Source organism: Nocardia brasiliensis, assembly GCF_042691675.1.
Taxonomy (GTDB): Bacteria; Actinomycetota; Actinomycetes; order Mycobacteriales; family Mycobacteriaceae; genus Nocardia; species Nocardia brasiliensis_D.
This window is the reverse complement of the sequence record NZ_CP170507.1, coordinates 8,092,980-8,114,773: the sequence shown is the minus strand read 5'-3', so window position 1 is coordinate 8,114,773 and position 21,794 is coordinate 8,092,980. Positions and strand designations below refer to the sequence as shown.

18 protein-coding genes are annotated in these 21,794 nt (G+C 66.7%); 11 read left to right on the top strand and 7 right to left on the bottom strand.

Annotated elements, in window-relative coordinates; all coding sequences use genetic code 11:
- Window positions 1-72: 72 nt before the first annotated feature.
- The 6 genes from ACFK0J_RS37410 to ACFK0J_RS37385 form a co-directional block, all read right to left on the bottom strand.
- Complete coding sequence (locus ACFK0J_RS37410) at window positions 73-939, bottom strand: endonuclease domain-containing protein (protein WP_378734396.1); 867 nt, start codon at window positions 937-939, stop codon at window positions 73-75.
- Between the two features lie 1,589 nt (window positions 940-2,528).
- Complete coding sequence (locus ACFK0J_RS37405) at window positions 2,529-3,356, bottom strand: class II fructose-bisphosphate aldolase (RefSeq protein WP_378734395.1); 828 nt, start codon at window positions 3,354-3,356, stop codon at window positions 2,529-2,531.
- Window positions 3,357-3,812: 456 nt separating this feature from the next.
- Window positions 3,813-4,766, bottom strand: coding sequence for a 1-phosphofructokinase family hexose kinase (locus ACFK0J_RS37400; RefSeq protein WP_378734394.1), 954 nt, complete (start codon window positions 4,764-4,766; stop codon window positions 3,813-3,815).
- Window positions 4,763-5,917, bottom strand: coding sequence for an N-acetylglucosamine-6-phosphate deacetylase (locus ACFK0J_RS37395; RefSeq protein WP_378734393.1), 1,155 nt, complete (start codon window positions 5,915-5,917; stop codon window positions 4,763-4,765). Before ACFK0J_RS37395 ends, ACFK0J_RS37400 begins: the two co-directional genes overlap by 4 nt.
- Before the next feature lie 52 nt (window positions 5,918-5,969).
- Window positions 5,970-6,944 (bottom strand): ROK family protein, encoded by a 975-nt coding sequence (locus tag ACFK0J_RS37390; RefSeq protein ID WP_378734392.1) that lies wholly within the window; start codon window positions 6,942-6,944, stop codon window positions 5,970-5,972.
- An 82-nt stretch (window positions 6,945-7,026) separates the two neighbouring features.
- Complete coding sequence (locus ACFK0J_RS37385; protein ID WP_378734391.1) at window positions 7,027-7,971, bottom strand: SIS domain-containing protein; 945 nt, start codon at window positions 7,969-7,971, stop codon at window positions 7,027-7,029.
- Between the two features lie 128 nt (window positions 7,972-8,099).
- Here ACFK0J_RS37385 and ACFK0J_RS37380 point away from each other — a divergent pair, with 128 nt between their 5' ends.
- The 11 genes from ACFK0J_RS37380 to ACFK0J_RS37330 all read left to right on the top strand — a co-directional run bounded on the left by ACFK0J_RS37380 (window position 8,100) and on the right by ACFK0J_RS37330 (window position 20,966).
- A complete protein-coding gene (locus tag ACFK0J_RS37380) occupies window positions 8,100-9,350 on the top strand; it encodes an extracellular solute-binding protein (protein ID WP_378734390.1) in 1,251 nt (416 codons plus the stop codon).
- Window position 9,351: 1 nt separating this feature from the next.
- A complete protein-coding gene (locus tag ACFK0J_RS37375; protein ID WP_378734389.1) occupies window positions 9,352-10,233 on the top strand; it encodes a carbohydrate ABC transporter permease in 882 nt (293 codons plus the stop codon).
- The gene (locus ACFK0J_RS37370) at window positions 10,230-11,141 is read left to right on the top strand and encodes a carbohydrate ABC transporter permease (RefSeq protein ID WP_378734388.1); all 912 of its coding nucleotides are present in this window, start codon (window positions 10,230-10,232) and stop codon (window positions 11,139-11,141) included. The genes ACFK0J_RS37375 and ACFK0J_RS37370 overlap by 4 nt, the downstream gene beginning before the upstream one ends.
- 143 nt (window positions 11,142-11,284) lie before the next feature.
- Window positions 11,285-12,682, top strand: coding sequence for a lipase family protein (locus ACFK0J_RS37365; protein ID WP_378734387.1), 1,398 nt, complete (start codon window positions 11,285-11,287; stop codon window positions 12,680-12,682).
- Between the two features lie 69 nt (window positions 12,683-12,751).
- A complete protein-coding gene (locus ACFK0J_RS37360; protein ID WP_378734386.1) occupies window positions 12,752-13,405 on the top strand; it encodes a TetR/AcrR family transcriptional regulator in 654 nt (217 codons plus the stop codon).
- A 140-nt stretch (window positions 13,406-13,545) separates the two neighbouring features.
- Window positions 13,546-15,195 (top strand): AMP-binding protein, encoded by a 1,650-nt coding sequence (locus ACFK0J_RS37355; protein ID WP_378734385.1) that lies wholly within the window; start codon window positions 13,546-13,548, stop codon window positions 15,193-15,195.
- Window positions 15,196-15,312: 117 nt separating this feature from the next.
- Window positions 15,313-17,355 carry a CocE/NonD family hydrolase gene (locus tag ACFK0J_RS37350; protein ID WP_378734384.1) on the top strand — a complete coding sequence of 681 codons (2,043 nt, stop codon included), beginning with the start codon at window positions 15,313-15,315 and terminating at the stop codon, window positions 17,353-17,355.
- 112 nt (window positions 17,356-17,467) lie between these two features.
- On the top strand, window positions 17,468-18,259 hold the full coding sequence (locus tag ACFK0J_RS37345) for a DeoR/GlpR family DNA-binding transcription regulator (protein WP_378734383.1): 792 nt from the start codon (window positions 17,468-17,470) through the stop codon (window positions 18,257-18,259).
- A gap of 60 nt (window positions 18,260-18,319) precedes the next feature.
- Window positions 18,320-18,466: a hypothetical protein gene (locus tag ACFK0J_RS37340; RefSeq protein ID WP_218472014.1), complete on the top strand. Its 147-nt coding sequence runs from the start codon at window positions 18,320-18,322 to the stop codon at window positions 18,464-18,466.
- A gap of 170 nt (window positions 18,467-18,636) precedes the next feature.
- Complete coding sequence (locus tag ACFK0J_RS37335) at window positions 18,637-20,178, top strand: cytochrome P450 (RefSeq protein WP_378734382.1); 1,542 nt, start codon at window positions 18,637-18,639, stop codon at window positions 20,176-20,178.
- Between the two features lie 8 nt (window positions 20,179-20,186).
- A complete protein-coding gene (locus tag ACFK0J_RS37330; RefSeq protein ID WP_378734381.1) occupies window positions 20,187-20,966 on the top strand; it encodes a TetR/AcrR family transcriptional regulator in 780 nt (259 codons plus the stop codon).
- On the opposite strand, the gene pnuC is transcribed toward ACFK0J_RS37330, so the two are convergent.
- A complete protein-coding gene (pnuC, locus tag ACFK0J_RS37325; protein WP_378734380.1) occupies window positions 20,963-21,682 on the bottom strand; it encodes a nicotinamide riboside transporter PnuC in 720 nt (239 codons plus the stop codon). The genes ACFK0J_RS37330 and pnuC overlap by 4 nt on opposite strands.
- Between the last annotated feature and the right edge of the window lie 112 nt (window positions 21,683-21,794).

The following is a 21,794-nucleotide window of genomic DNA, read 5'->3' as shown; positions in this document are numbered from 1 at the left end:
TCCCGGGGTTGGTCGAGCGGGACATGGCTGTGGCGAATCGTTGGTGGGTGCTTGGTGATGTCCCGTTCGGCGTTAGAAGGGGGCGCCGTGGGCGCGGAGGGCTTGGCGGGTTCGGGTGAGGATTTTGGTGGGGTGGGTGGTTAGGAGGGCGGCGTTGGCGCGGACCAGGGTCCAACCGAGGGATTCCAGGGTGGCGGTGCGGTTGATGTCTTTGGTTCGTTGGTGGGGATCTGTCCAGTGTTGTTCGCCGTCGTATTCGACGGCGACTTGCCAATGGCGCCAACCCATGTCGAGGCGGGCGACGTATTTGCCGTAGTGGTCCAAGACGCGGATTTGGGTCTCTGGTGCGGGTAGGCCCGCGCGGCGGAGGAGTAGGCGGGTGCGGGTTTCCTGGATGGATTCGGCGCCGCCGTCGACGTAGGGCAGCACCTTTCGGAGGTTTCGGCTGCCGCGAACACCAGGGTGTCGGTCGATGAGGTGCTTGACGAGTTCCACGTCCAGCTTTGTCACGTTGGCGAGCGCATCGATCACTTCGACAGCTTCGGCGAAGTCGAGACGGCGGCCTAAGTCGAAAGCGGTGCGAGCTGTTGTGGTGCAACGGAAGCCGTCGATCGAGCACGCCTCGTCGTCGGGGATGGTGTCGCGGAACACCCGGAGATTTCGAGGTGCACGGACATGTCCGCGCACGGTGATCTCCGCGGGCTTGCCGTCGAGCCATCGCGTGCCGTGCATCGCCGCGGCCGAGAACCCGGTCAGTATCCCCCCGCCTTTCGCCCAGTACCCGGCCGCCTGCGCTCGGCCCTTCGCATCCAGCGGGACACCCTTGCGCAGGTACACATCCGGATGGATGCGCTCGAACTCCGTGCGCAACTGCCACGGGCGCACCAGCCCAGCACGCAACGCCCAACTACCAGGAAACGGTTCATCGAATACCCCCATGCACGCGATCCTGCCTCCCGACCTCCGCCCAAAGACCGCACCTGCAGCCAGTTATCCCCAGTTCTCCCCAAAAGCCTCGGCTATCCACAGCCCAACCCCTCGCCGACCCATCCCAGGCCCCCGACCACCCACTTCGCCCGCACGGTCGGCCCCAAGCCGTGCACCGAAAGGGACCTGGCAGCGACGAACCGGGGGCGTCCGCTCCGTCCAGTCCCGTACGTCCAGCGGGTCCTGGCTGTGCTCGTCGGGCGGGACCTGGCCGTGACGAACCGGGGGTTCAACTCCGTCAAGCCCCGTCCGAGCAGCAGGTGACCTGGCTGTGCTCGTCGGGTGGGACGTGGTGGTGGCGAATCGGGTGTGTCTGCTCCGTCAAGTCCCGTTCGTCCAGCGGGTGACCTGGGGGTGCTCGTGGGGTGGGACCTGGCCGTGACGAACCGGGGGTTCAACTCCGTCAAGCCCCGTCCGAGCAGCAGGTGACCTGGCTGTGCTCGTCGGGTGGGACGTGGTGGTGGCGAATCGGGTGTGTCTGCTCCGTCAAGTCCCGTTCGTCCAGCGGGTGACCTGGGGGTGCTCGTGGGGTGGGACCTGGCCGTGACGAACCGGGGGTTCAACTCCGTCAAGCCCCGTCCGAGCAGCAGGTGACCTGGCTGTGCTCGTCGGGTGGGACGTGGTGGTGGCGAATCGGGTGTGTCTGCTCCGTCAAGTCCCGTTCGTCCAGCGGGTGACCTGGCGGTGGTCGTCGGGTGGGACTTGGTGGTGGCGAATCGGGTGTGTCGACTCCGTCAAGTCCCGTTCGTCCAGCAGGTGACCTGGGGGTGGTCGTCGGGTGGGACTTGGTGGTGGCGAATCGGGTGTGTCTGCTCCGTCCAGTCCCGTTCGTGTAGACAGTTCTCCGGATTGACCGTTGGGTGCCTGGGCGGGTGGGGCCGGTGACGTGAGTTTCCTAAGGGACTCTCAGGGCGGGAGGGGTGAAGTGCTCAGGTGAGGCGGGCAGGGTGGGGTTGTTGGTTTGGTTGGTTCCTAGCACCGGTGGATCGGCTGCCCCGGTCCACCGCACCCCGCGGTCGGCGGCGTTGACTCCTGGCGTCGCCGACCGCTCCTCTTCTGACACGGATGGCGGCCTATCCCCGGCGAGCTTCCAGTCGAACCCCACCCGGATCGCCTCTCGTCCCTGCTGCCGTGATCACCGACGAGCGGCCCCAGCTGATCCGCCGCGTCGAGCTGTACATGGTTGTGGCGAATCGCGAGTGGGCTCTCGGTGAGGTCCCGTTCGGGCGGTAATCCAGCGTGCCGATGTCGGCGGGTGGGGCGTGGTTGTGGCGAATCGCGAGTGGGCTCTCGGTGAGGTCCCGTTCGGGCGGTAATCCAGCGTGCCGATGTCGGCGGGTGGGGCGTGGTTGTGGCGAATCGCGAGTGGGCTCTCGGTGAGGTCCCGTTCGGGCGGTAATCCAGCGTGCCGATGTCGGCGAGTGGGACGTGGTTGTGGCGAATCGCGAGTAGGCCCTCGGTTGAGTCCCGTTCGGGCGGTTGCCAAGTTGGTCTTGGTCGGTGGGTGGGGCGGAGTCGGTGGGGTCCCGTTGGGTGAAGGGTTAGGGGGCTAAAAGGTGGAGGAAGTGGGCTACCTCGGTTTGGATTGCTGTGCGGGCGGGGGTCAGGTATTTGCGGGGGTCGGAGAGGGTGGGGGTGGCGGCGAGGGTGGTGCGGATGGCTTCGGTCATCAGGACGTTGAGGCGGGTGGCGATGTTGACCTTGGCGATGCCGTGGTCGACTGCGGCGCGCAGGCCTTCGTCGGGGACGCCGGAGGAGCCGTGTAGGACGAGGGGGACGGGGACCTTGGCGGCGAGGTGGGCGATGAGATCGTTGTCGAGGGTGGCGGTGCGGGTGTGCATGGCGTGCGAGGAGCCGACGGCTACGGCTAGGGCGTCTACGCCGGTCGCGGCGACGAAGTCGACGGCCTCGTCAGGGTCGGTGCGGACACCGGGGGCGTGGGCACCGTCTTTGCCACCGACCTCACCCAGTTCGGCTTCGACGTGCACGTCGCGGTCGTGGCACCAGCGGGTGATGTCGGCGGTGGTGGCGACGTTCGCGGCGTAATCGAGGGTGGATCCGTCGTACATGACCGAGCGGATGCCGAGATCGACTGCGGCGCGCACCAGTTCAGGACTGGTCGCGTGGTCGAGGTGGACGGCGATGGCAGCGGTGCTGTCCGCCGCGATGCGCAGGCAGGCGAGGGCCAACGGAGCCAGATTGCCGTGGTAGAACGCCGTGTTCTCCGAAAGCTGCAGCACCACAGGCCGGTTCGCCAACTCCGCCGCGGCCGCGATGGCCTCCGCGTGTTCCAAGGTGATCACATTGAACGCACCGAGACCACCCGGTCGCACGGCGGTGATCAAATCGGAAACGGGCGTTAGCGGCATAGGTGTCTCTCCTGAAGTGTCGAACTCCCGGCTGCTCAATAAGCGCAGCCGGGTCGATGAACGGGTAGGAATCGTCGCCGACCTCAGCGTGCGAAGTTGTCCGCGAAGGACGCGCAGTCACCGCAGCCGTTGCGGCGCAACAATTTTGGGTCGGCGCGACGGGCTCTGCGGGGTACGACCGGGAAGCGCGGTCCGCGGCGAGACCAAACAGGCTCAGGGCACTCGTCGTTGGCCTACCACCGAATTCGGGCGACTTTGATCCGTGGGACTCCAGCGCTGCGGTCAAGCCGACCGCGCGGGTGACGGTGCAACCGGTCGAATCACGGTGGCGGAGCGCTGGCAGCCGATTCGCCGGGCGGTTTGTAGATGGGCCGGTAGGGCTGGCGGTGACGCTGACCGTGCGGGTGACGTTGGGACAACTGGTCGCGTCACGGTGGCGGAGCGTAAGTAGCCGACTCACGGGGCGGTTTCTTGGCGGGTTGGTAGGTCGAGTTGGGTGACTCGGACGGTGGGGGCTATGCGGGTGCGCAGGCAGCGGTCTATTTCGCCGGCGACGGGGATTACTACGGCGGCGGCGGAGGTGGCTACGGCGTCGGTGAGGATGGCGGGCCAGTCGGGGACCGGGTCGGAGGTGAGGGCGGCGATTACTGCGGCGGTGGCGGAATCACCTGCGCCGGTGGGGTTTCCGGCGAGGGGTCGGGGGAGGGCGGCGAACCAGGCGCCGTCGGCGGTGACCGCGACCATGCCGTCGGCGCCGCGGGTGGCGACGACGGCGCGGACACCGCGGTCGATCAAGGGCTGTGCGGCGGTGACGACCTCGTCGGCGGTGGCGGGCTTGATGCCGGTGAGGCGTTGTAGCTCATCGCCATTGGGCATGAGGATGACGCCGGGGACCTGGGCGGCCAGGCGCAGGGCCTCGCCGTCGACATCGCAGATGGTCGGCACGTCGGCCGCGATGGCGGTGCGCGCGATCTCCGCGGGCAGCGACGCCGCGATTCCGCCGGGCAGCGATCCGGAGATGACCAGGCCATCGATCTCGGGCATCATCCCCGCGACCCGGACCGCGAGTTGTTCGGCGGCGTGCGGATTGGAGACGCGGGCGCCCGGCTCCCACAGTGCGGTCGCGGTGCCGTCCTCGGATTCGCTGATCACCACGGTCCGCCGGACCCAGGGCAGCGCGTGCACGAAGTCGACCGGCATCTCCAGCTCGGCGGCGGCCGCGAAGGCGTGGTCGGCGAAGCCGGTCGCCCTGGCGTATTTTCCGAGCTGATTCAACACCCGCGTGACGTTGATGCCCTTGCCGCCGATGCGCTGTTCGACCGAGCTGACCCGGTGCGCCTGACCGCGCTCGAAGTGCTCGACGCGGTAGGTCATGTCGTAGGCAGGATTCATCGTCACGGTGAGGATCACGACAACCACTGTCCTCGTCTGAGCACCCGGCGCAACTGGAGATTCGCATCGACTATCAGTACGTCGGCGAAATAGCCCTTTCGCAGGTCGCCCACCTCGGCCAGCCCGAGGGCCGCCGCCGGGGTAGCCGTCGCCGCCAACACGGCATCGGTCAGTGGCACACCGGACTCGCGCACCGCACGCGCCACGCCATCGAGCAGGGTGCTGATGCCGCCCGCGATCGAACCATTCGCGATCCTGGCGACCCCTTGGCGCACCGTGACCGATTGCGGTCCGAGTTGATATTCGCCGTCCGACAGCCCGGCCGCCTGCATGGCATCGGTGATCAGCGCGACCCGTCCGGGCGCGGTCGCGAAGACCAGCGCGGCGAACCCGGGGTCGACATGCACCCCGTCACCGATCAGCTCGACCGTCGCGTGCCCCGCCGCGGCAGCGACCAGGCTCGCCGCGACCGGGCCGGGCTCGCGGTGGTGAAGTGGCGCCATACCGTTCGCCAAGTGCGTGACCAAGGCGCCGAACCCGGTGGGCCGCAACGCCTTCAGGAACGAGGTGTAGTCAGCGTTGCTGTGGCCCAGCGAAACCACCACACCATGCTCGGTAAGCCGTTGCGCGACAGCGTCATAGCCGGAACGCTCCGGTGCCAGGGTCATCATCCGCAGATGCCCGCCCCCGGCGGCGAGCAGTTGGTCGGTCAGTTCCAGATCCGGATCGCGCAGGAACCGCGGATCCTGCGCCCCGCACCGCGCCTCCGACAGAAACGGCCCCTCGGCATGAATACCACCGAGCATCCCCGCCGCCGCCAGCTCCCGAAGCACGCCAGTCTGCGCGACCATGTCCGCGGCGGCCCCGGTGACCACGCTCGCGACCACGGTCGTCGACCCACTCGCATGATGAAATTCCGCCGCCGCCCGCGCTTCCGCCGCGTCGACGGTGTCGAACCGATGTCCGAACCCGCCGTGATTGTGAATATCCACCAGACCCGGCAGTACGGTGCCCGAAAACGGGGGCTCCGACGAACCAGGATGCGCCGCAACCCATTCCGAGAACGGCAGCACGGCACCGATCCGATCACCGACGACCGAGACCACCCCGTCGTCCAGCTGAGCGGCCGCCGACACCACGCGCCCGCGAATCACCACTTCGCTCACCACGCGGACATCCCCCCACCTCGGCTGATGCCAGGTTCGTGCCCAGCCGCGCCGATCATTCGAGTGCTCCTTGCCGGGCGAACAGCGCGGCTCCCGCCAACCCCGCACGGGCACCGAATTCGCCGAGCACCACGCGCGGTGCGGGAACAAGCCGGAGCCGGTCGGCAATGGCTTGGTGGAGTGGTTCGGTCAGCGCGGCACCAGCACCCGCCAGTCCACCCCCGAGGATGATCAGTTCCGGGCACGCGGCGTGGACGATGCCGATCAGGCCGTCGGCGAGCGCGTCCACCGCGTCGGCGAGCACGGCCGTGGCATCCGGATCGGTACCGGCGAGGGCGAATACTTCTGCCGCACCGCTGATTTCGCGTCCGGAACGGCGGGTGTAGGCGCGCGCTATCGAAGCACCGGAGGCTACCGTCTCGACGCAACCGGTGTTCCCGCACAGGCAGGGCAGCCCATCCGCACGAACCGGAATATGACCGTATTCGCCGACCTGCCCATAGCTGCTACGCAGCAAACGGCCGCCAACGGACAGGGTGCCCGAGATTCCGGTCCCGAGGATGACCACGCACACGTTGTCGTATCCGCGCCCGGCGCCCACGCGCCATTCGGCCCAACCCGCCACGGCCACATCATGTTCGATCAGCACCGGGATGCCCCAGCGATCACTGAACCGGTCGCCGACCTTCACGTCCCGCCAGCCGACATTGCTGCTGAACACCGCGATCGACCGCACGGTGTCCACAATGCCCGGCAGCACCACGGCCGCGCGGCCCACTCGGCTGCGCTGCTCTCCGGTCAGTTCGGCCAGCAGTTGGTCGCCCAACGCCCCCATGGCCTCGAACGCGGCCTCGCTCTGCGGCGTGGCGACGGTACCGACAGCGAGCACTCGGCCTGCGACATCGGTGATTTCGCCCTTGATGGTGGTGCCACCGACGTCGAGACCGAGCACCAGCGCGTCGTCGGACAGCGCGTCCGGCTGCGGCGAGACCGCGGCCGCCGCAACCGTCGTTTCCTGCGCCGTTCCCATACTTCGCACAGTAGTTCCCGGTGCCGGGAACGGCGCGATACCAGGTATCGCGGTGGGGTCGGGTTTCACCGGGCCGGTCCGATCACTGGTCGAGGACGACCGAGCGATTGAGCCCACGCGGGTGGTCGGGGTCGAGGCCGAGATCGGCGGCGCGCAGCACGCACAGCTGATGGACCCGGAGCAGGTCGGCCATCGCGTCGATGTCGCGGTGCTCGAAGTGCGCACCGGTGCCGGCGATGTCGGCGGCGAAGTTCGGGACCAGCGGGCCGAAGGCCCACACCGCCCGACCCGGCGCGGAGATGGCGATCGGGCCGTGCCGGTACTCGGTGGCCAGGTAGGACTCGGTCCAGGACTGGCAGGATTCGCGCAGCTTCAGACCCGCTTCCTCGGCGATGGCCGCGGCGAAGCCCATGCCGACGAAGCTGATCTCCTCGGCGTGCCGGACGTTCGCGAGCGACACCGCCGGATCCTCGGCGAGCACCGCGCGGGCTTGCTCGATGACCGGGGCGAGATCTTCGCCCAGGTGCCAGCGCAGGATTGCCAGCGTGGTGGTGGCGAACCGGGTCTGCACCACCGACTCCTCGTCGACCTCGTCGATCAGGATCGGGTCGCCGAGCTCGAGCACCGGGGTGCCGGGGCTGGAGCAGATGACGGTGCGGGGAATGTGTGCTGGGATGTCCCGCATGGCATTGACCACCTCGGTGGTCGTGCCGGAGCGGCAGATCACCAGGTAGCGGTCGTAGTCGCGGCCGTAGCGGACCTCGCTGGCTGGCCAGGCGTCGGTCAGGCCGTGGCCTGCGCCCTCGCGCAGCGCCGCGATCGCTTTGGACATGAACAGGGAAGTGCCGCAACCGATCACGGCTACACGCTCGCCCTTGTGGGGGAGGATGTCGCGGTGTTCGGCAGCGATCGTTTCGGCGCGCGCCCAGTCGTCAGGCTGGGTGGCGACCTCGTTGGCCAGATGGGTCACGGGCGTGGGTTCGGCGGAGATCGGCACAACAACAGAATCCGCCCGGTGATCGTTCATGTCAAATTTACGAGCGAATCGGTCACATACGATCAAGGTTGGGTCTATGTTGATAGTCGGTCGATCAGTTCGATCCCATCATCGGCTGTCCAGTGGCGCCGGGTGTGCAAATTTGAAAGGTTCTACTCGTGAAAAGACCACTCCACGGCGTGCTCGCGGGGGTCGCGATGGTCACCGGCCTTGCGCTGGCGATCTCGTCCTGTGGCTTCGGCTCGAAAGATTCCGCCGACTCCGACACCACGATCAACTTCCTAGCCCCGGCCTACAGTGACGGGGCCACGGGTACGAAGGCGCTGTGGGACGGCATCATCGCGGACTTCCAGAAGCAGAACCCCGGTATCACGGTGAACCTGCAGATGGAGTCGTGGAACTCGATCAACGACGTGGTGCGCACCAAGCTCCAGTCGAAGTCGACCACGCCGGACATCCTCAATATCGACGCCTACGCCAGCTTCGCCAACGACGGAATGCTGTACCCGGCGTCCGAAATCGTCTCCCCGCAGGTGCTCTCGGACATCCAGCCCGGCTTCGCCAAGAACGCGTCGCTGAACGGAACGCAGTACGCGCTCCCGCTGTTCGCCTCGACCCGCACGCTGTTCTACAACACCGACCTGTTCGCCAAGGCCGGCATCGCCGCGCCGCCGAAGACCTGGGCCGAGCTGACCGACGCGGCCAAGAAGATCCAGGCGCTCGGTGGCGGTGTCTCGGGCTACGGTCTGCCGCTCGGCAGCGAGGAAGCGCAAGGCGAGACGTCCATCTGGACCTTCGGTGCGGGCGGTTCCTGGTCCGACGGTGACAAGATCACCGTCGATACCCCGCAGAACCTCGAAGGCGTGCGCGCGATGCGTGAACTGGCCGATGCCGGTGTCACCCAGCCGAATCCGGGCGCGACCGACCGCAAGGACGTCATCAACGCGTTCATCCAGGGCAAGATCGGCATGATCGAGGGCCTGCCCCCGACCATCGGCCAGATCGCCGCGAAGAACCCGGGCCTCAAGTACTCGACTGCGCCATCGCCGACCAAGACCGGCACCCCGGTGACCCTCGGCGTGGCCGATCACCTGATGGCGTTCAAGAAGGACGGCAAGAAGACCGAGTCGATCAAGAAGTTCCTCGACTTCTTCTACAGCGCCGACGTCTACGCGAACTTCGTGTCGAAAGAGGGCTTCATCCCGATCACCAACAGCGCGGCCGCCAAGCTGGCCTCGGATCCGGTGACCAAGGCGTTCGGCTCCACCCTCGCGGTGGCGCAGTTCTACCCGAGCAACAATGCCAAATGGGCTGCGGCACAAGGCGCGATCCGGCAGCAGATGGGCACCATCGCACAGGGCACCGACCCGGCCCAGGTGCTGCAGCGTATTCAGGAAGCCGCGAAATAGCGTGCGACGGAAAGGAACTCTGGCGGCGATCCCGTGGATCGGACCCTCGCTGGTCCTGATCGCGGCGATCGTCGCCTTTCCCGCCTGCTACATGGTGTGGACCAGTACCAGGGATCTGACCGACTACGGGCAAGACCGCGGCTCGGCCGGACTGGACAACTTCCGCGCCCTGTTCGAGATCAGGGAACTGGGTTCGGTCCTGGTACATACGGTGATCTGGGTTGTCGCCGTCGTACTGATCACGCTGGTCCTCTCGGCCGGCCTTGCCCAATTCCTGAACAAGGACTTCCCTGGCCGCACCGCCGTACGGTTGGCGGTCCTGGTGCCGTGGGCCGCGTCGGTCGTGATGACGACGACGATCTTCTACTACATGCTGGATCCGGATGTCGGCATCGCCAACCGGTTCCTGGTCGATATCGGTCTGCTCGACCGGGGCTTCGGCTTCACCAAGCAGCCGACGCCCGCGTTCCTTGTCGCGATCGGCGTCGCGGTGTTCGTTTCGATCCCGTTCACCACCTACACGATTCTCGCTGGGCTGCAATCCATTCCGGCCGAGATCAGTGAGGCGGGCCGGGTGGACGGTGCGAGCGCGTGGCAGCGCTACCGCTTTCTCACGCTGCCGCAGTTGCGTCCGGCGATCGCGGTGGCGACCATCATCAACATCATCAACTCGTTCAACTCGCTGCCGATCCTGCAGGTGATCACCGGCAGCATCGCGGGCTTCCAGGCCGACACCACAACGACGTTGATGTTCAAGCTGATCCGGCAGAACCAGGAGGTCGACACGGCGGCGGCGATGAGCGTGCTGAATTTCGTGCTGATCATCGTCATCATCGCGATCTACGTGAAGGTGATCCGGCCGACCCGGGAGGTCGACGGATGACCACCGAGACGGATGTGACGTACCTCGAGAAGGTCACGGGTGCGGTACAAGTGGCCGAATCGGCCGAACGCCCAGGGGCGCGAACGAAACGGCGGCGCTGGGAACTCACCGCGGTCGGCGTGGTGCTCGCCGCGCTGTTCCTGCTGCCGTTCATCGTGATGGTGCTCGGCTCGCTGAAGAGCCGGGCCGAAATCCTGCGCATCCCACCGACATACATCCCCGAGACGTGGCATCCGGACAACTACGCCACCATGTGGGACACGCCGGAGACGCCGCTGCCGTTCAACCTGGCCAGCACGATCATCATCTCGGTGTGTGCCACGGTGCTGGTCTTGCTCGTCGCCATTCCGGCGGCGTATTACACAGCGCGGCACAAGTTTCCGGGCCGTGCGGTGTTTCTCGGCCTGGTGCTCGTCACCCAGATGTTGCAGCCGACGGTGCTGGTCACCGGTCTGATCCGGGAGTTCTTCGCGATCGGCATCACCGACACCTGGCTGGCGATGATCCTGGTGAACGCGGCGTTCAACCTGTCGTTCGCGGTGTGGATTCTGCACAGCTTCTTCGCCTCCATTCCGGTGGAGATCGAGGAGGCCGCGCAGTTGGACGGGCTGAGTCGCTGGCAGATCCTGGTCCGGGTGAGCCTGCCGCTGGTGTGGCCCGGCATCGTCACCGCCACGATCTTCGTCGTGGTCTCCTGCTGGAACGAGTTCGCCGCCAGCCTGGTGGTGCTGACCACCCCGGAGAACCAGCCGCTGTCGGTGGCGCTGACCAAGTTCATCGGTCAGTACGACACCTCCTGGCAATACGTATTCGCTATATCTACGGTCGGTATCATCCCGGTCGTGATTCTGTTCGCGCTCATCGAGAAGCGCCTCGTCGCAGGCCTGACCGCGGGCAGCGTCAAGTAAGTCGACCCGGCGGGTGGTGTGCGGTGCCACCCGCCGGGATCGCGCCGTGAACCGAGCCACTGTCTGAGTCTGGACTTCTTACCCGACTTCTGAAAAGATCCCTTACCAATAGCGGGCACGATTGGTAGCGGGAAGGCATTTCGATGAGCGTGCGCAATGGTGGGCGCGTTGTCGTCCTCGGCGTCATCGCACTGATGACCGCGTGGCTGGCACTCGGTTCGGGGCAGGCGACACCGGGGGAGCCGGAGGGCGTTCGAGTCGAACCCGCTCCGGCGCTGACCCTGCCACCTGAACTCGACGACTTCTACAAGCCTGCCGCTGGGCTCGTCGCCGCGGCACAACCCGGCGAAATCCTGCGTGCGCGGGCGATCTATCCGGCGTTCATGGGCATCGTGCAGCTGAATGTCGATGCGTGGCAATTGCTCTACCGCACCACCAACAGCCACGGTGAGCCGATCGCGACGGTCACCACGATCCTGAAGCCGCGCGGCCCCGCGCCCGCGGGTGGATCGAAGCTGTTGTCCTATCAGATCGCCGAGGACAGTGTGGCGCAGTACTGCGCGCCGTCCTACGTGATCCAATCCGGCGCCATCCCGGTCGACTACGTGAACGCGGCCGAAACCCTCATTCCCATCGCCGCCGGTCTCGGCCAAGGCTGGACCGTCGCGATCCCCGACTACGAGGGACCGAATTCGGCCTACGGCGCTTCCCGGATGAACGCCCAAGCCACCCTCGACGGCATTCGCGCGGCGGTGAACTTCGGGCCCGCGCAGTTGAACGGACCGAGCACGCCGACGGCATTGTGGGGCTACTCCGGTGGTGCCATTCCGTCGTCGTTCGTACCGGAGATCAAGGACAGCTACGCGCCCGAGTTGAATATCGTCGGCGCGGCGGCGGGCGGTGTGGCACCCGCGGATTACGAAACTTTGGTACGCCACAACAACAATGGCGTCTATGCCGGACTGGTCTCCGCCGCATTCGTCGGCATCGCGACCGAATATCCGGAGATGCAACGCGTGCTCCGTGAGCGGGTCGATCTCGTCGGTCAATTCGTCTTCGCGTCCAAGAAGATCCTGTGCCATCCGCAGGGTGCCACCCTGTTTCCCGGATTCAACTACCTGGGCGCCTTTCAAGGCGGTGATCCGTTGTCGCTGCCAGAGATCAGGGACGCGATTGCGGACAACTCGCTCGGTCAACGGACACCGACCGTGCCGATCTACTTCTATCACGCCCAGAACGACGAGCTGATTCCGATCGGCGGCACCGATGCGGTGGTGGACAAATATTGCCGCGAAGGCGCGCCGAGCGTCACCTACGTCCGGGAATTCGCCGCGGAACATATCTCCGGCGTCGTCTCGCATGTGCCCGGCGCCTTCTTTTGGCTGAAGGACCGGCTCAACGGTGTCGCGGCGCGGGATGGCTGCTCGATCACCAGTCCGGTCAGCACGATCTCCGATCCGCAGTTCGGTCAAGGCTTGTCGGAGATCCTGCCGCCCATGGCGCAGGCCCTCGTCGGGCAGGCCATCGGCCAGCAGAAGTAGGTGGTCGAACCCGGCGCGGACCTATGTCTGTGCCGGGGTGGCGGCCGTCTCGCGGGGTAGCATCGAACGGTGGCACGGCGGGAAGAGGAAGCGAAGGACGGTCGCAGCTACGGCGGACTGTCCAGGGAGCAGCGGGTGGCGCAGCGGCGGACGCGATTGATCGACGCCGCGCTCGAATTGTTCGGAACCCAAGGCTACGCAGCCACTTCCATCGAACGCCTGTGCGCGGTGGCCAATGTTTCCACGCGCAGCTTTTACGAAGATATGGGCAGCCGTGAGGCGCTGCTGATCGCCTTGGTCAATCGGATCACCTCGCGTGCGGTCGAGCGGGCATTGGAGGCGCTGGCGGAAACCGTCGGCGAGCCGCTGTCGACCAGGGTGGTTCGTGGCTTCGGTGCTTACCTCGCGGTGACCTGTCAGGATCATCGCTCCGCCAGGGTCTGCTATGTCGAAGTGGTGGGCGTGAGCCAGGCGGTGGAGGATTGGCGCAGGGAGCAGCGACGGCTGCTTTCCTCATTGATCATCAGCGAGGCCGAGCGCGCGGTCGAGCGCGGCGAGACCAAACAGCGGCGCTTCGACCTTTTCGCCATCGCGGTGATCGGCGCGGTGAACTCGCTCGCCCAGGAATTGGTGCAGAGCACCCTGCCCGATTCGGTGGTCGGCCTCGATGAAATATGCGAGGAGATCGCGTATTTCGTGAATTCCGGGCTCGCACTCACCTGATCTGAAATCCGAGGAATCAGCAGGCGTGCCGCTGCGCGGCGCATCTGAAAAGATGGATTGCCGAATTGTGTGGAATCTTCTACAGTCGTGTTCGGGCTCCCTTGTTCGAGGGAGTCGATGATTCTCGGGACGGAGTTTTCATGTCCTTCATCGGAAGTGCCGTTCGTGCGCTGATGGTCAACCTGCATTCGGTGGGTGTGCTGCAGCGCGCCGGTGTGCTCGACCTGCTCGCACCGTTGGACCTGGTGCGGGCGGCCCGCGCGGTCCGGCAGTTCGGCGGCATCGCCGGGCCGGTCCGGATGTCGGCGCGGCGGGAACCCGATCGGGTGGCGGTGATCGATGAACTCGGGCCGCTCACCTATCGGGAGCTCGAGGCCCGCGGGAATGCGCTGGCCCGGGGATTCGCCGCGCTCGGGCTCGGGCCGGGCGACACGGTCGCCGCGCTTATCCGGGACCGGCGCGAGTTGGTCGACACCATGCTCGCCGCCGCCAAGATCGGCGCGCGGCTGGTGTTGCTCAACACCGGGTTCGCCGGTCCGCAGCTGGCCGATGTCGCGGCGCGGGAAGGGGTGAATGCCGTGGTGTACGACCAGGAATTCACCGAACTGCTGCGGGTGCTGCCGCCGGAGGTGCGGCGGGTGCTGGCGGTGCACGACGGCGTCGAGGCCGACGGCATCGCAACCGTCGACGAGCTGATCGCGAGCAACGACGCGTCCGAGTTGGCCCCACCGCCGCGACAGGGCGGATTCGTGCTGCTGACCGGCGGCACCACCGGGACGCCGAAAGGGGTGCCGCGCGAGGTCAAGTCACCCCTCGCGGCGGCCGCGCTGCTGGAGCGGATTCCATTGCGTCGCAACCAGACTCTCGTGCTCGCCGCGCCACTGTTCCACGGTACGGCGCTGAACCAGTTCATCCTGGCGCTGTCGCTGGCCGCTACGGTGGTGTTGCGCAGGCGATTCGATGCCGAGCAGACGCTCGCCGATGTCGCCGCACATCGAGCGCAGGTGCTGGTGCTCGTGCCGACGATGCTGCGTCGGATACTCGACCTCGGCCCGGAAGTCTTGGCCGACTACGACACCCGCGATCTGCGGATCATCTTCAGTGCGGGCGCTGCCCTGCCCGCCGCGCTCGGCGACGCGGCCACCGAGGCGTTCGGCGATGTGCTGTACAACTTCTACGGCTCGACCGAGGTCGGCGTCGCCGCCATTGCCACCCCTGCGGATTGGCGTGCGGCGTCCGGGACAGTCGGGAAGCCGCCCACGGTGTGCACGGTCCGGCTCTACGACGAAAACGGCAAGGTGGTCACCGAACCCGGCAGGCGGGGCACCATTTACGTGCGCAGCCTGCTGTCCTTCGCGGGTTACTCCGGTGGCGGCAACAAGGACAGCATCGACGGTCTGCTGTCCTCCGGCGATGTGGGGCATTGGGATTCGGCCGGACGGCTGTTCGTCGACGGACGCGACGACGACATGATCGTCTCCGGCGGCGAGAACGTCTTTCCCGGTGAGGTCGAGGAACTGCTGTATGCCCATCCGGCCGTCGCCGAGGCGGCCATCGTCGCGGTGCCCGACGACGAATTCGGTCAGCGGCTGGCGGCCTTCGTAGTGCGGCGACCCGAACACGAGCTCGATGCGGACGCGGTCCGTGCCCATGTGAAGGCGAACCTGGCCCGGTTCAAGGTGCCTCGCGATGTCACCTTTGTCGATGAACTCCCGCGTACCAGCACCGGAAAACTGCTGCGGCGCGACCTCGCGGCCAGCCCGGTCATTCGATCCAGAACACCACGGTGAGCAGGCATGATGCAGGTCCCCCGAGTAATGAGGTCGACCGTTGGTGGTTCGGCGTACCGCCCGATCCGAGGGCCGCGCGAGCCCCTGCGGGCGGCCAGGAGGCTGTGCCGAACCGCCGTGACCGTCGGCGTCCTCGTCGTCGCGGCGGTTCTCTCGATGGCCGCGCCGCTCGCCATCGCCGAGCCGCCGTCCGCTGTCGATCTGCCGAAGGCCGACCCGCGCACCGGATTACCCGACGGGTGGAATCCGGCGCCGGAGCGCTACGGGGTCGGCGAGCAGAAGAACGTCGAACTCCCGATGGCGGACGGTGTGGTGCTGCGCGCCGATGTGCGCTACCCGACGGACGCCGCGGGCACCCCCGCGCCGGGTCCGTTCCCGATCGTGTTGACCCAGACGTCCTACGGCAAGGACAGTGCCGGGTTGATGCGGCTGCTGTCCTATGAGGGTCTCGGTCCGCTTGTACGGAATGCGCTGCCTTCGGTGATCGACGTGGCCGAGCAGATCAGCGACGCCGCCGGGTACGGCGACTATTTCGTCAAGCGCGGCTACATCAGCGTGATCGTCGACATCCGCGGCACTGGCTCGTCGGGGGGTCAGTGGAGCGTCTTGCAACCGCAGGAGCGCGAGGACTCGAAACGCGTGATCCGTTGGGCGGCAGGGCTGCCCAACTCCACCGGCGAGATCGGGCTGTGGGGTCTGTCATATCTCGGCATGAGCGGGCTTTTCACCGCCGGTGTGCTGGAACCGGATTCGCCGGTCAAGGCGCTGTTTCCGTTGATGCCGGGAAACCACGCGTTCCAGGACCTGTTGGGGCACGACGGGTTCTACAACAGCGCCTTCCTCGCCTCCATGCTGCAATTCCCGATCACCCTGTTGCCGCAACTCGCTCCGATTCTCGGGTTGTATCGGGAGCCGGACAAGCTGACGAGTGTTTTCGTCGATCACTTGATCTCCCACTTCCGCCCGGATGGCACCTGGCCTTCGGTGTTCGACGCGCTGCTCGACGGCGACAAGGCGTACAACAGTCCGTACTGGGAGTCTCGCGCGATCGATAACGTGCTGGAACAGATTGCGGCGAACGAGATCCCGACCTACCTGATCAGTGGTCAGTACGACCTGCTGCAGGATGGAACGCCACGCACCTTCGCCGGATTGCAGAACGCCTACGCCGGGCGGTCGCGCCATGGGCCGATGCCCGCGGACGTCCCATCCAGCGCGCGCTTCCAAATGCTCGTCGGCCCTTGGTTTCACGTGCAGCCCGGTGTGCAGCGCAACACGGATATCGATATGCACGCCATCCAACTGGCTTGGTTCGACCGGTGGCTGAAGAACGACCGCAACGGTATCGATGAGACGAAGACGCCGCTGCACGCCATCGACCGCAACGGCAACGTGATCGAGAGCGCCACCTATCCGATTCGGGAAACCCGCACGCAGAACCTGTATCTGGAATCCGACGGACGCCTCACGCCGGACCGCCCCGCGGCTCAGGCGGGTTCGGATCGGGTGACCTTCAGCCCGGTCAATGGCGGAACCATCTGCAATTCCTCATTTTCCCGCAACTTCTCCGGTGTGTACCAACTGCTCGCCACGATGGCCGGTGTCGACGATCCGTGTGGCCAGTTCCCCGCGCACCCGGATATCCCTGGGCTGCTGGACAACCCGCAGTACACGACCGCTCCCTTCACCGAACCGACCGTGCTCGGCGGGCCGATCGGCGCCACGCTGTTCGCCGTGTCGAACACTCCTGCCTCGGCGTTCAGCGTCACTGTGCAGGACATCGCGCCGGACGGCTCGGCCACCGCGTTGACCGATGGCCAGCTCGCCGGAAACTTCCGTGCGCTGGACGAGGAGCGGACGTGGCGGGCCGAGGACGGCAGCGTGCTCGGCGCGTTCCACCCGGGCACCAGAGAGTCTTTGCTGCCGGTGGTCCCGGGGCAGGTGACCGAATACAACATCAAGATTCGCCCGGCCTTCCACGTGTTCCAGCCGGGCCACCGGTTGCAGGTGACGATCGGCTCCGGCGACGCGCCGACCCACGTCCTCAATCCGAAGGACTATCCGGCGCTGCTCGGTGGCGGCTACGACATCCAGCGCACCGAGGGTGCGGCGTCCTTCCTCACCGTGCCGCTGGCCGGAGTCTCGCGGATTCGGCGGTAGCCGGCTTGGCATCGCCACGCCGGAATCTCTACGGTCGGCAGCGTGCCTGTGATCAGATTGTCCGCGTGCCCAGAAAAACAGCAGGTCGGCATGTGGCTATCGGCGGTGTGAGATGACCGGACCGACCGACCGCCCCCAGCGGTGGAACCGGCTACTCGAACTGCTCGCCGAATCCGGTCGCCTCTCGGTGGAGGAAGCCGCCGAGCGGCTCGGCGTGTCCTCGGCGACGGTCCGCCGTGACTTCACCGCCCTCGCCGAACAGCAGTTGGCGACCAGGACGCACGGCGGTGTGGTCGCGACCTCGGTCGCCTACGACCTGCCCGCCCGCTACCGGCAGACCAGCGGGGAGGCCAAGCAGCGCATCGCGGAACACGCTGCGTCACTGGTCGATCCGCGCGCGGTCATCGCGATGAACGGCGGCACGACCACCACCGCGGTGGCCCGAGCCCTGGCCGGTCGCACCGACCTCGGGATGACGGGCGACGAGCAACTGACCATCGTCACCAACGCGCTCAACATCGCGGGCGAGATGGTCCTGCGCCCGCACATGCGCACCGTTGTCCTCGGTGGCGTAGCCCGCCGCGAGTCCTACGAACTGCACGGCCCCCTGGCCGAGCGCGCGCTGGCCGAACTGCGCCTCGACGAACTGATCCTCGGCGTGAACGCGATCTCCGCCGAGGGCGGCGCCCAATGCAGGCATATCGATGAGGCCGGGGTGACCACCGAGATGGTGCGGCGGTCCGGGCAGGTCATGGTGGTGGCCACCGCGGACAAGCTGGAACGGACCGCACTGGCCCGGATCTGCAGCATCGAGCAGGTCCACGTGCTGGTCACCGACACCGCCGCGGACCCGGCGGCAGTGGCGGCGATTCGCGCGGCGGGGGTCCGCGTCGACGTTGTGTAGGCACCCGATCGTGCGCGAGGCACCGGTTTGAATCCGCCTGCGCCGGGCATGTCCGAGGCCATGACCACTGAACCCGGTACGAACCCGACCGATGCTGACGAGACCGACCGTGACGACGTCGACCAGCCGGATGCGACCGCGGACGCCCCGGCCAAGACCGAAGATCAGGCCGCGCAAATGGACTACGAGGGCGACACCCCCAACTAGTCCCAGCGGCTACAGCCAACAGCCCGCCAGGCCTTCGATGGCCAGGCGGGCTGTTGGCCGTTATGGGCAGGCCGGTCAGTGCCGTCGAGCCATTGACCGGGTCACCGTGTCTCATTAATCTGAGTGGGACAGCACGTCCCACATGATTGTGTAGGCAAGGTGAGCCCGCTATGGCCGATGTCGATTCCACTGATTCGAAAATCGATTCCACGCTGCACCCGCCCCGCTGGGCCCCGACGTTCATTCGATGGCACAACACACCGGTCAGCTGGTGGCAATCGGTGCGGTTGTCGTTGGGGATCCTCCCGCGGGTGCGCGACCACACCGTGCTCGACTACGTGACCGCATTCCCCGGACCGGACGATGTGGTGGTGGCCCGGGTGCCGTTCGCCAAATTCGTTGTGGTGCGAAGCCCTGAGCTGGCCCGGCAGGTGCTGGTCACCAATCAGAACAACTACACCAAGAGCCCCGACTACGACATGCTCGCGGTGGCCTTCGGCCGCGGACTGGTCACCGACCTCAATGACGAGATGTGGCAACGCAATCGGCGGTTGGTGCAGCCGATCTTCGCCAAGCGCAACGTGGACAATTTCGCGCCGGTCATGGTGGAAGCGGCCCGCGATGCCGTCGCGCGGATCCGGGAGCTCGCCGCGACCGGCGACGCGGTCGACGTCAACGCCGAAATGAACCGGCTCACTTTGGATATCACGTCGCGCACCATGTTCGGCACCGACATCACCGGGCCCATGTCCGAGGTAGTGCTCTCTCGACTACTGCGGTTCTTCGGACGCGGCTTCATGACCAACCTCAGTCACCCGATCCATCACCTCGGGACCTGGGTGCACAAGCACGGCCGCCATCGCGACGATGCCGAGAATTCCCGGCTGCCGATGCGCATCATGCGCGCGGCGGGCTGGGTGATCGAGCCGCGCAGCATGCGCGACCTGCGCCATGCCGAGCGCGTCGTGGACGGTCTCATCGCCGACCATCGCAGCGGCCGGATCGACCGCAAGGACAACCTGCTCGCCCTGCTGATCGACGCCTCCGATCCGGAAACCGGTTACCAGTACACCGATCAGGAGATCCACGACGAGTTGATGACCTTCATCGGCGCGGGCATGGAGACCACCGCGACGGCGCTGGCGTGGGTGTGGCAGTTGCTCTCCGAGCATCCCGAGGCCCGGCAGCGGCTGCACGACGAGGTCGGCTCGGTACTCGAATCGCGTCCGGCCACCGCCGCCGACCTGGACCGGCTGCCGTGGACACAGGCGGTCGTCGCCGAGACCATGCGACTGCTGCCACCGGTGGTGGGGTTGGCCAGGACGGCCAAGGATCACGACGTGCTCGGCGGTTATCCGATCAAGCCCGGCACCACGGTGATCACCCTCATTCATGGTGTGCAGCACAACAAACGGGTGTGGGACCGCCCGGAGGAATTCGATCCGAGCCGGTATCTGCCGGAAAATCTGGAGCGCGAACACAAGCGGGCCTCGATGCCGTTCGGCGCAGGCAAAAGGATGTGTGTCGCTTCGGGATTCGCCAGCATGGAGGCCGCACTGGTGGTCGCCACCTTCGCTCAGCACCTGCAATTCGACGCGGTCTCCGAGCAGCGAGTGCGCCGCCAGAACTCGTTCACCGGCGGTCCGGACGGCCCGCTGCTGATGCGGCCCCGGTTCCTGGCGGAACTGGAGCGCGCGGACACCGCCGTATAGTCGGAACGGTGAAGCCGCCCGCCCACCTGCGCAGCCGTCGCAGGCGCGCGGGCGGACAGCGCTGGGACGAACACAACTCGACCCGGCAGGCGCAGATCCTCGAGGCGGCCGTCGCGCTGATCGAGCAGAACGATCCGAATGTCGAGGTCTCCATCCAGCAGATCGCCGAGCGAGCCGGTCTGGCCCGCTCGGTGGTCTACCGGCAGTTCGACAATCGCGAAGACCTGGACTCGCGCGTACGGGAGTTCATCCTGGAACGGTACGTCGCCGAGGTCGAGAAGGTCCTCGTGATCGATCCGGCCAAGACGCTCGAAGACATCATCCTCGACGTGATGCGCACCGTGGTGCGCTGGGCGGCCGAGCATCCGAAGTTGTATCAGTACGGTCAGAGCGGCACGGTGCACGGGCACGCGGCCGGGGAAACCAGCCTCACCATCGGCAGACATCGCGTCGCCGAGACACTGTGGCAACAGGTTTCGTCCTGGAGCGGGATCCTCGGTATCGACGTGCTCCCGTACCGTCCGGTCGTGTACGGGATCGTGGGACTGGTCGAGGGCATGGTCACCGAATACATCGGCACCCCGGCCGATTCCGAACGCCCCGATCAGGAAGCCATTGCCCGCCTGCTCGCCTCGTCGGTCTGGCACCTCTACGCGGGCCACGCCGCCGACCGCGGCTACCAGTTCGACCGCTCCGCCACCATGGGCGATTCGCTCGCCGAACTCCTCGCCGACGCCGCGGCGCAACGCGACTCGAGCCCGGCGGGCCCGCCACAACCTACCGGCTAGGGCGCCGACGCCACCGGCACCGGACCGGGCGTGACCACCGGCCGAATGCTGCGCATCCAGACCACAAAACCCCAGGCCACGAAGCCCGCGTAAATGAAGTACAGCGTCGCCGACGGGTAGTAGCCCGCCCGCACCAACAGCGGGATACCGACGATGTCCACGGCGATCCAGATCAGCCAGAACTCGGCGAGGCCGCGGGCCATGCCGTGGGTGGCCAGCACGGAACCGGTGAAGATCCAGGCCTCGGCCCACGGGCCGTACGAGCCGATCACGGCGAAGAGCTGCGCGAAGCCCGCGGTGCCGACGAGCATGGCGACGACCAGGACCAGGCGTTCGCGATTGCTCGCCCAGCGCGGCTCCACGCCGCGATGTTCGAGGCCGGTTTCGGCATTGGCATGGCGATACCAGCTCCACCAGCCGTAGAGGCTCACCGCGATGAACATCAGCTGGCGGCCGGCTTGGCCTGCCATGTTCAGCTGCTGCGGCGTGTTGAAGACCCCGCCGACGAAGACGGTGAACAGCAGTGCGTTCCCGGCAACGCCGATCGGCCAGGCCCAGACCCGTCGTCGCATGCCGCCGAGCGCGGCGGCGAAGCCGAAACCGTTGCCGATCACCTCGCGCCATAGGATCTCCGAGCCTGCGATGTGCAGCTTGGCGTCGAGCAGCGCGAGGAACGGGTTCACCTGTGGTGCAACCAGCGCACCGACCCATCTCATCCAGCCGCGGGATATCGGCTCGCACCGAGGCAAAACCGGCCTGGTCGCGCGGGTCGGCGTACCGATGGCGCGATCCGGAGCCGCGATTCGCCATATCCGGGCAACGGAGCGA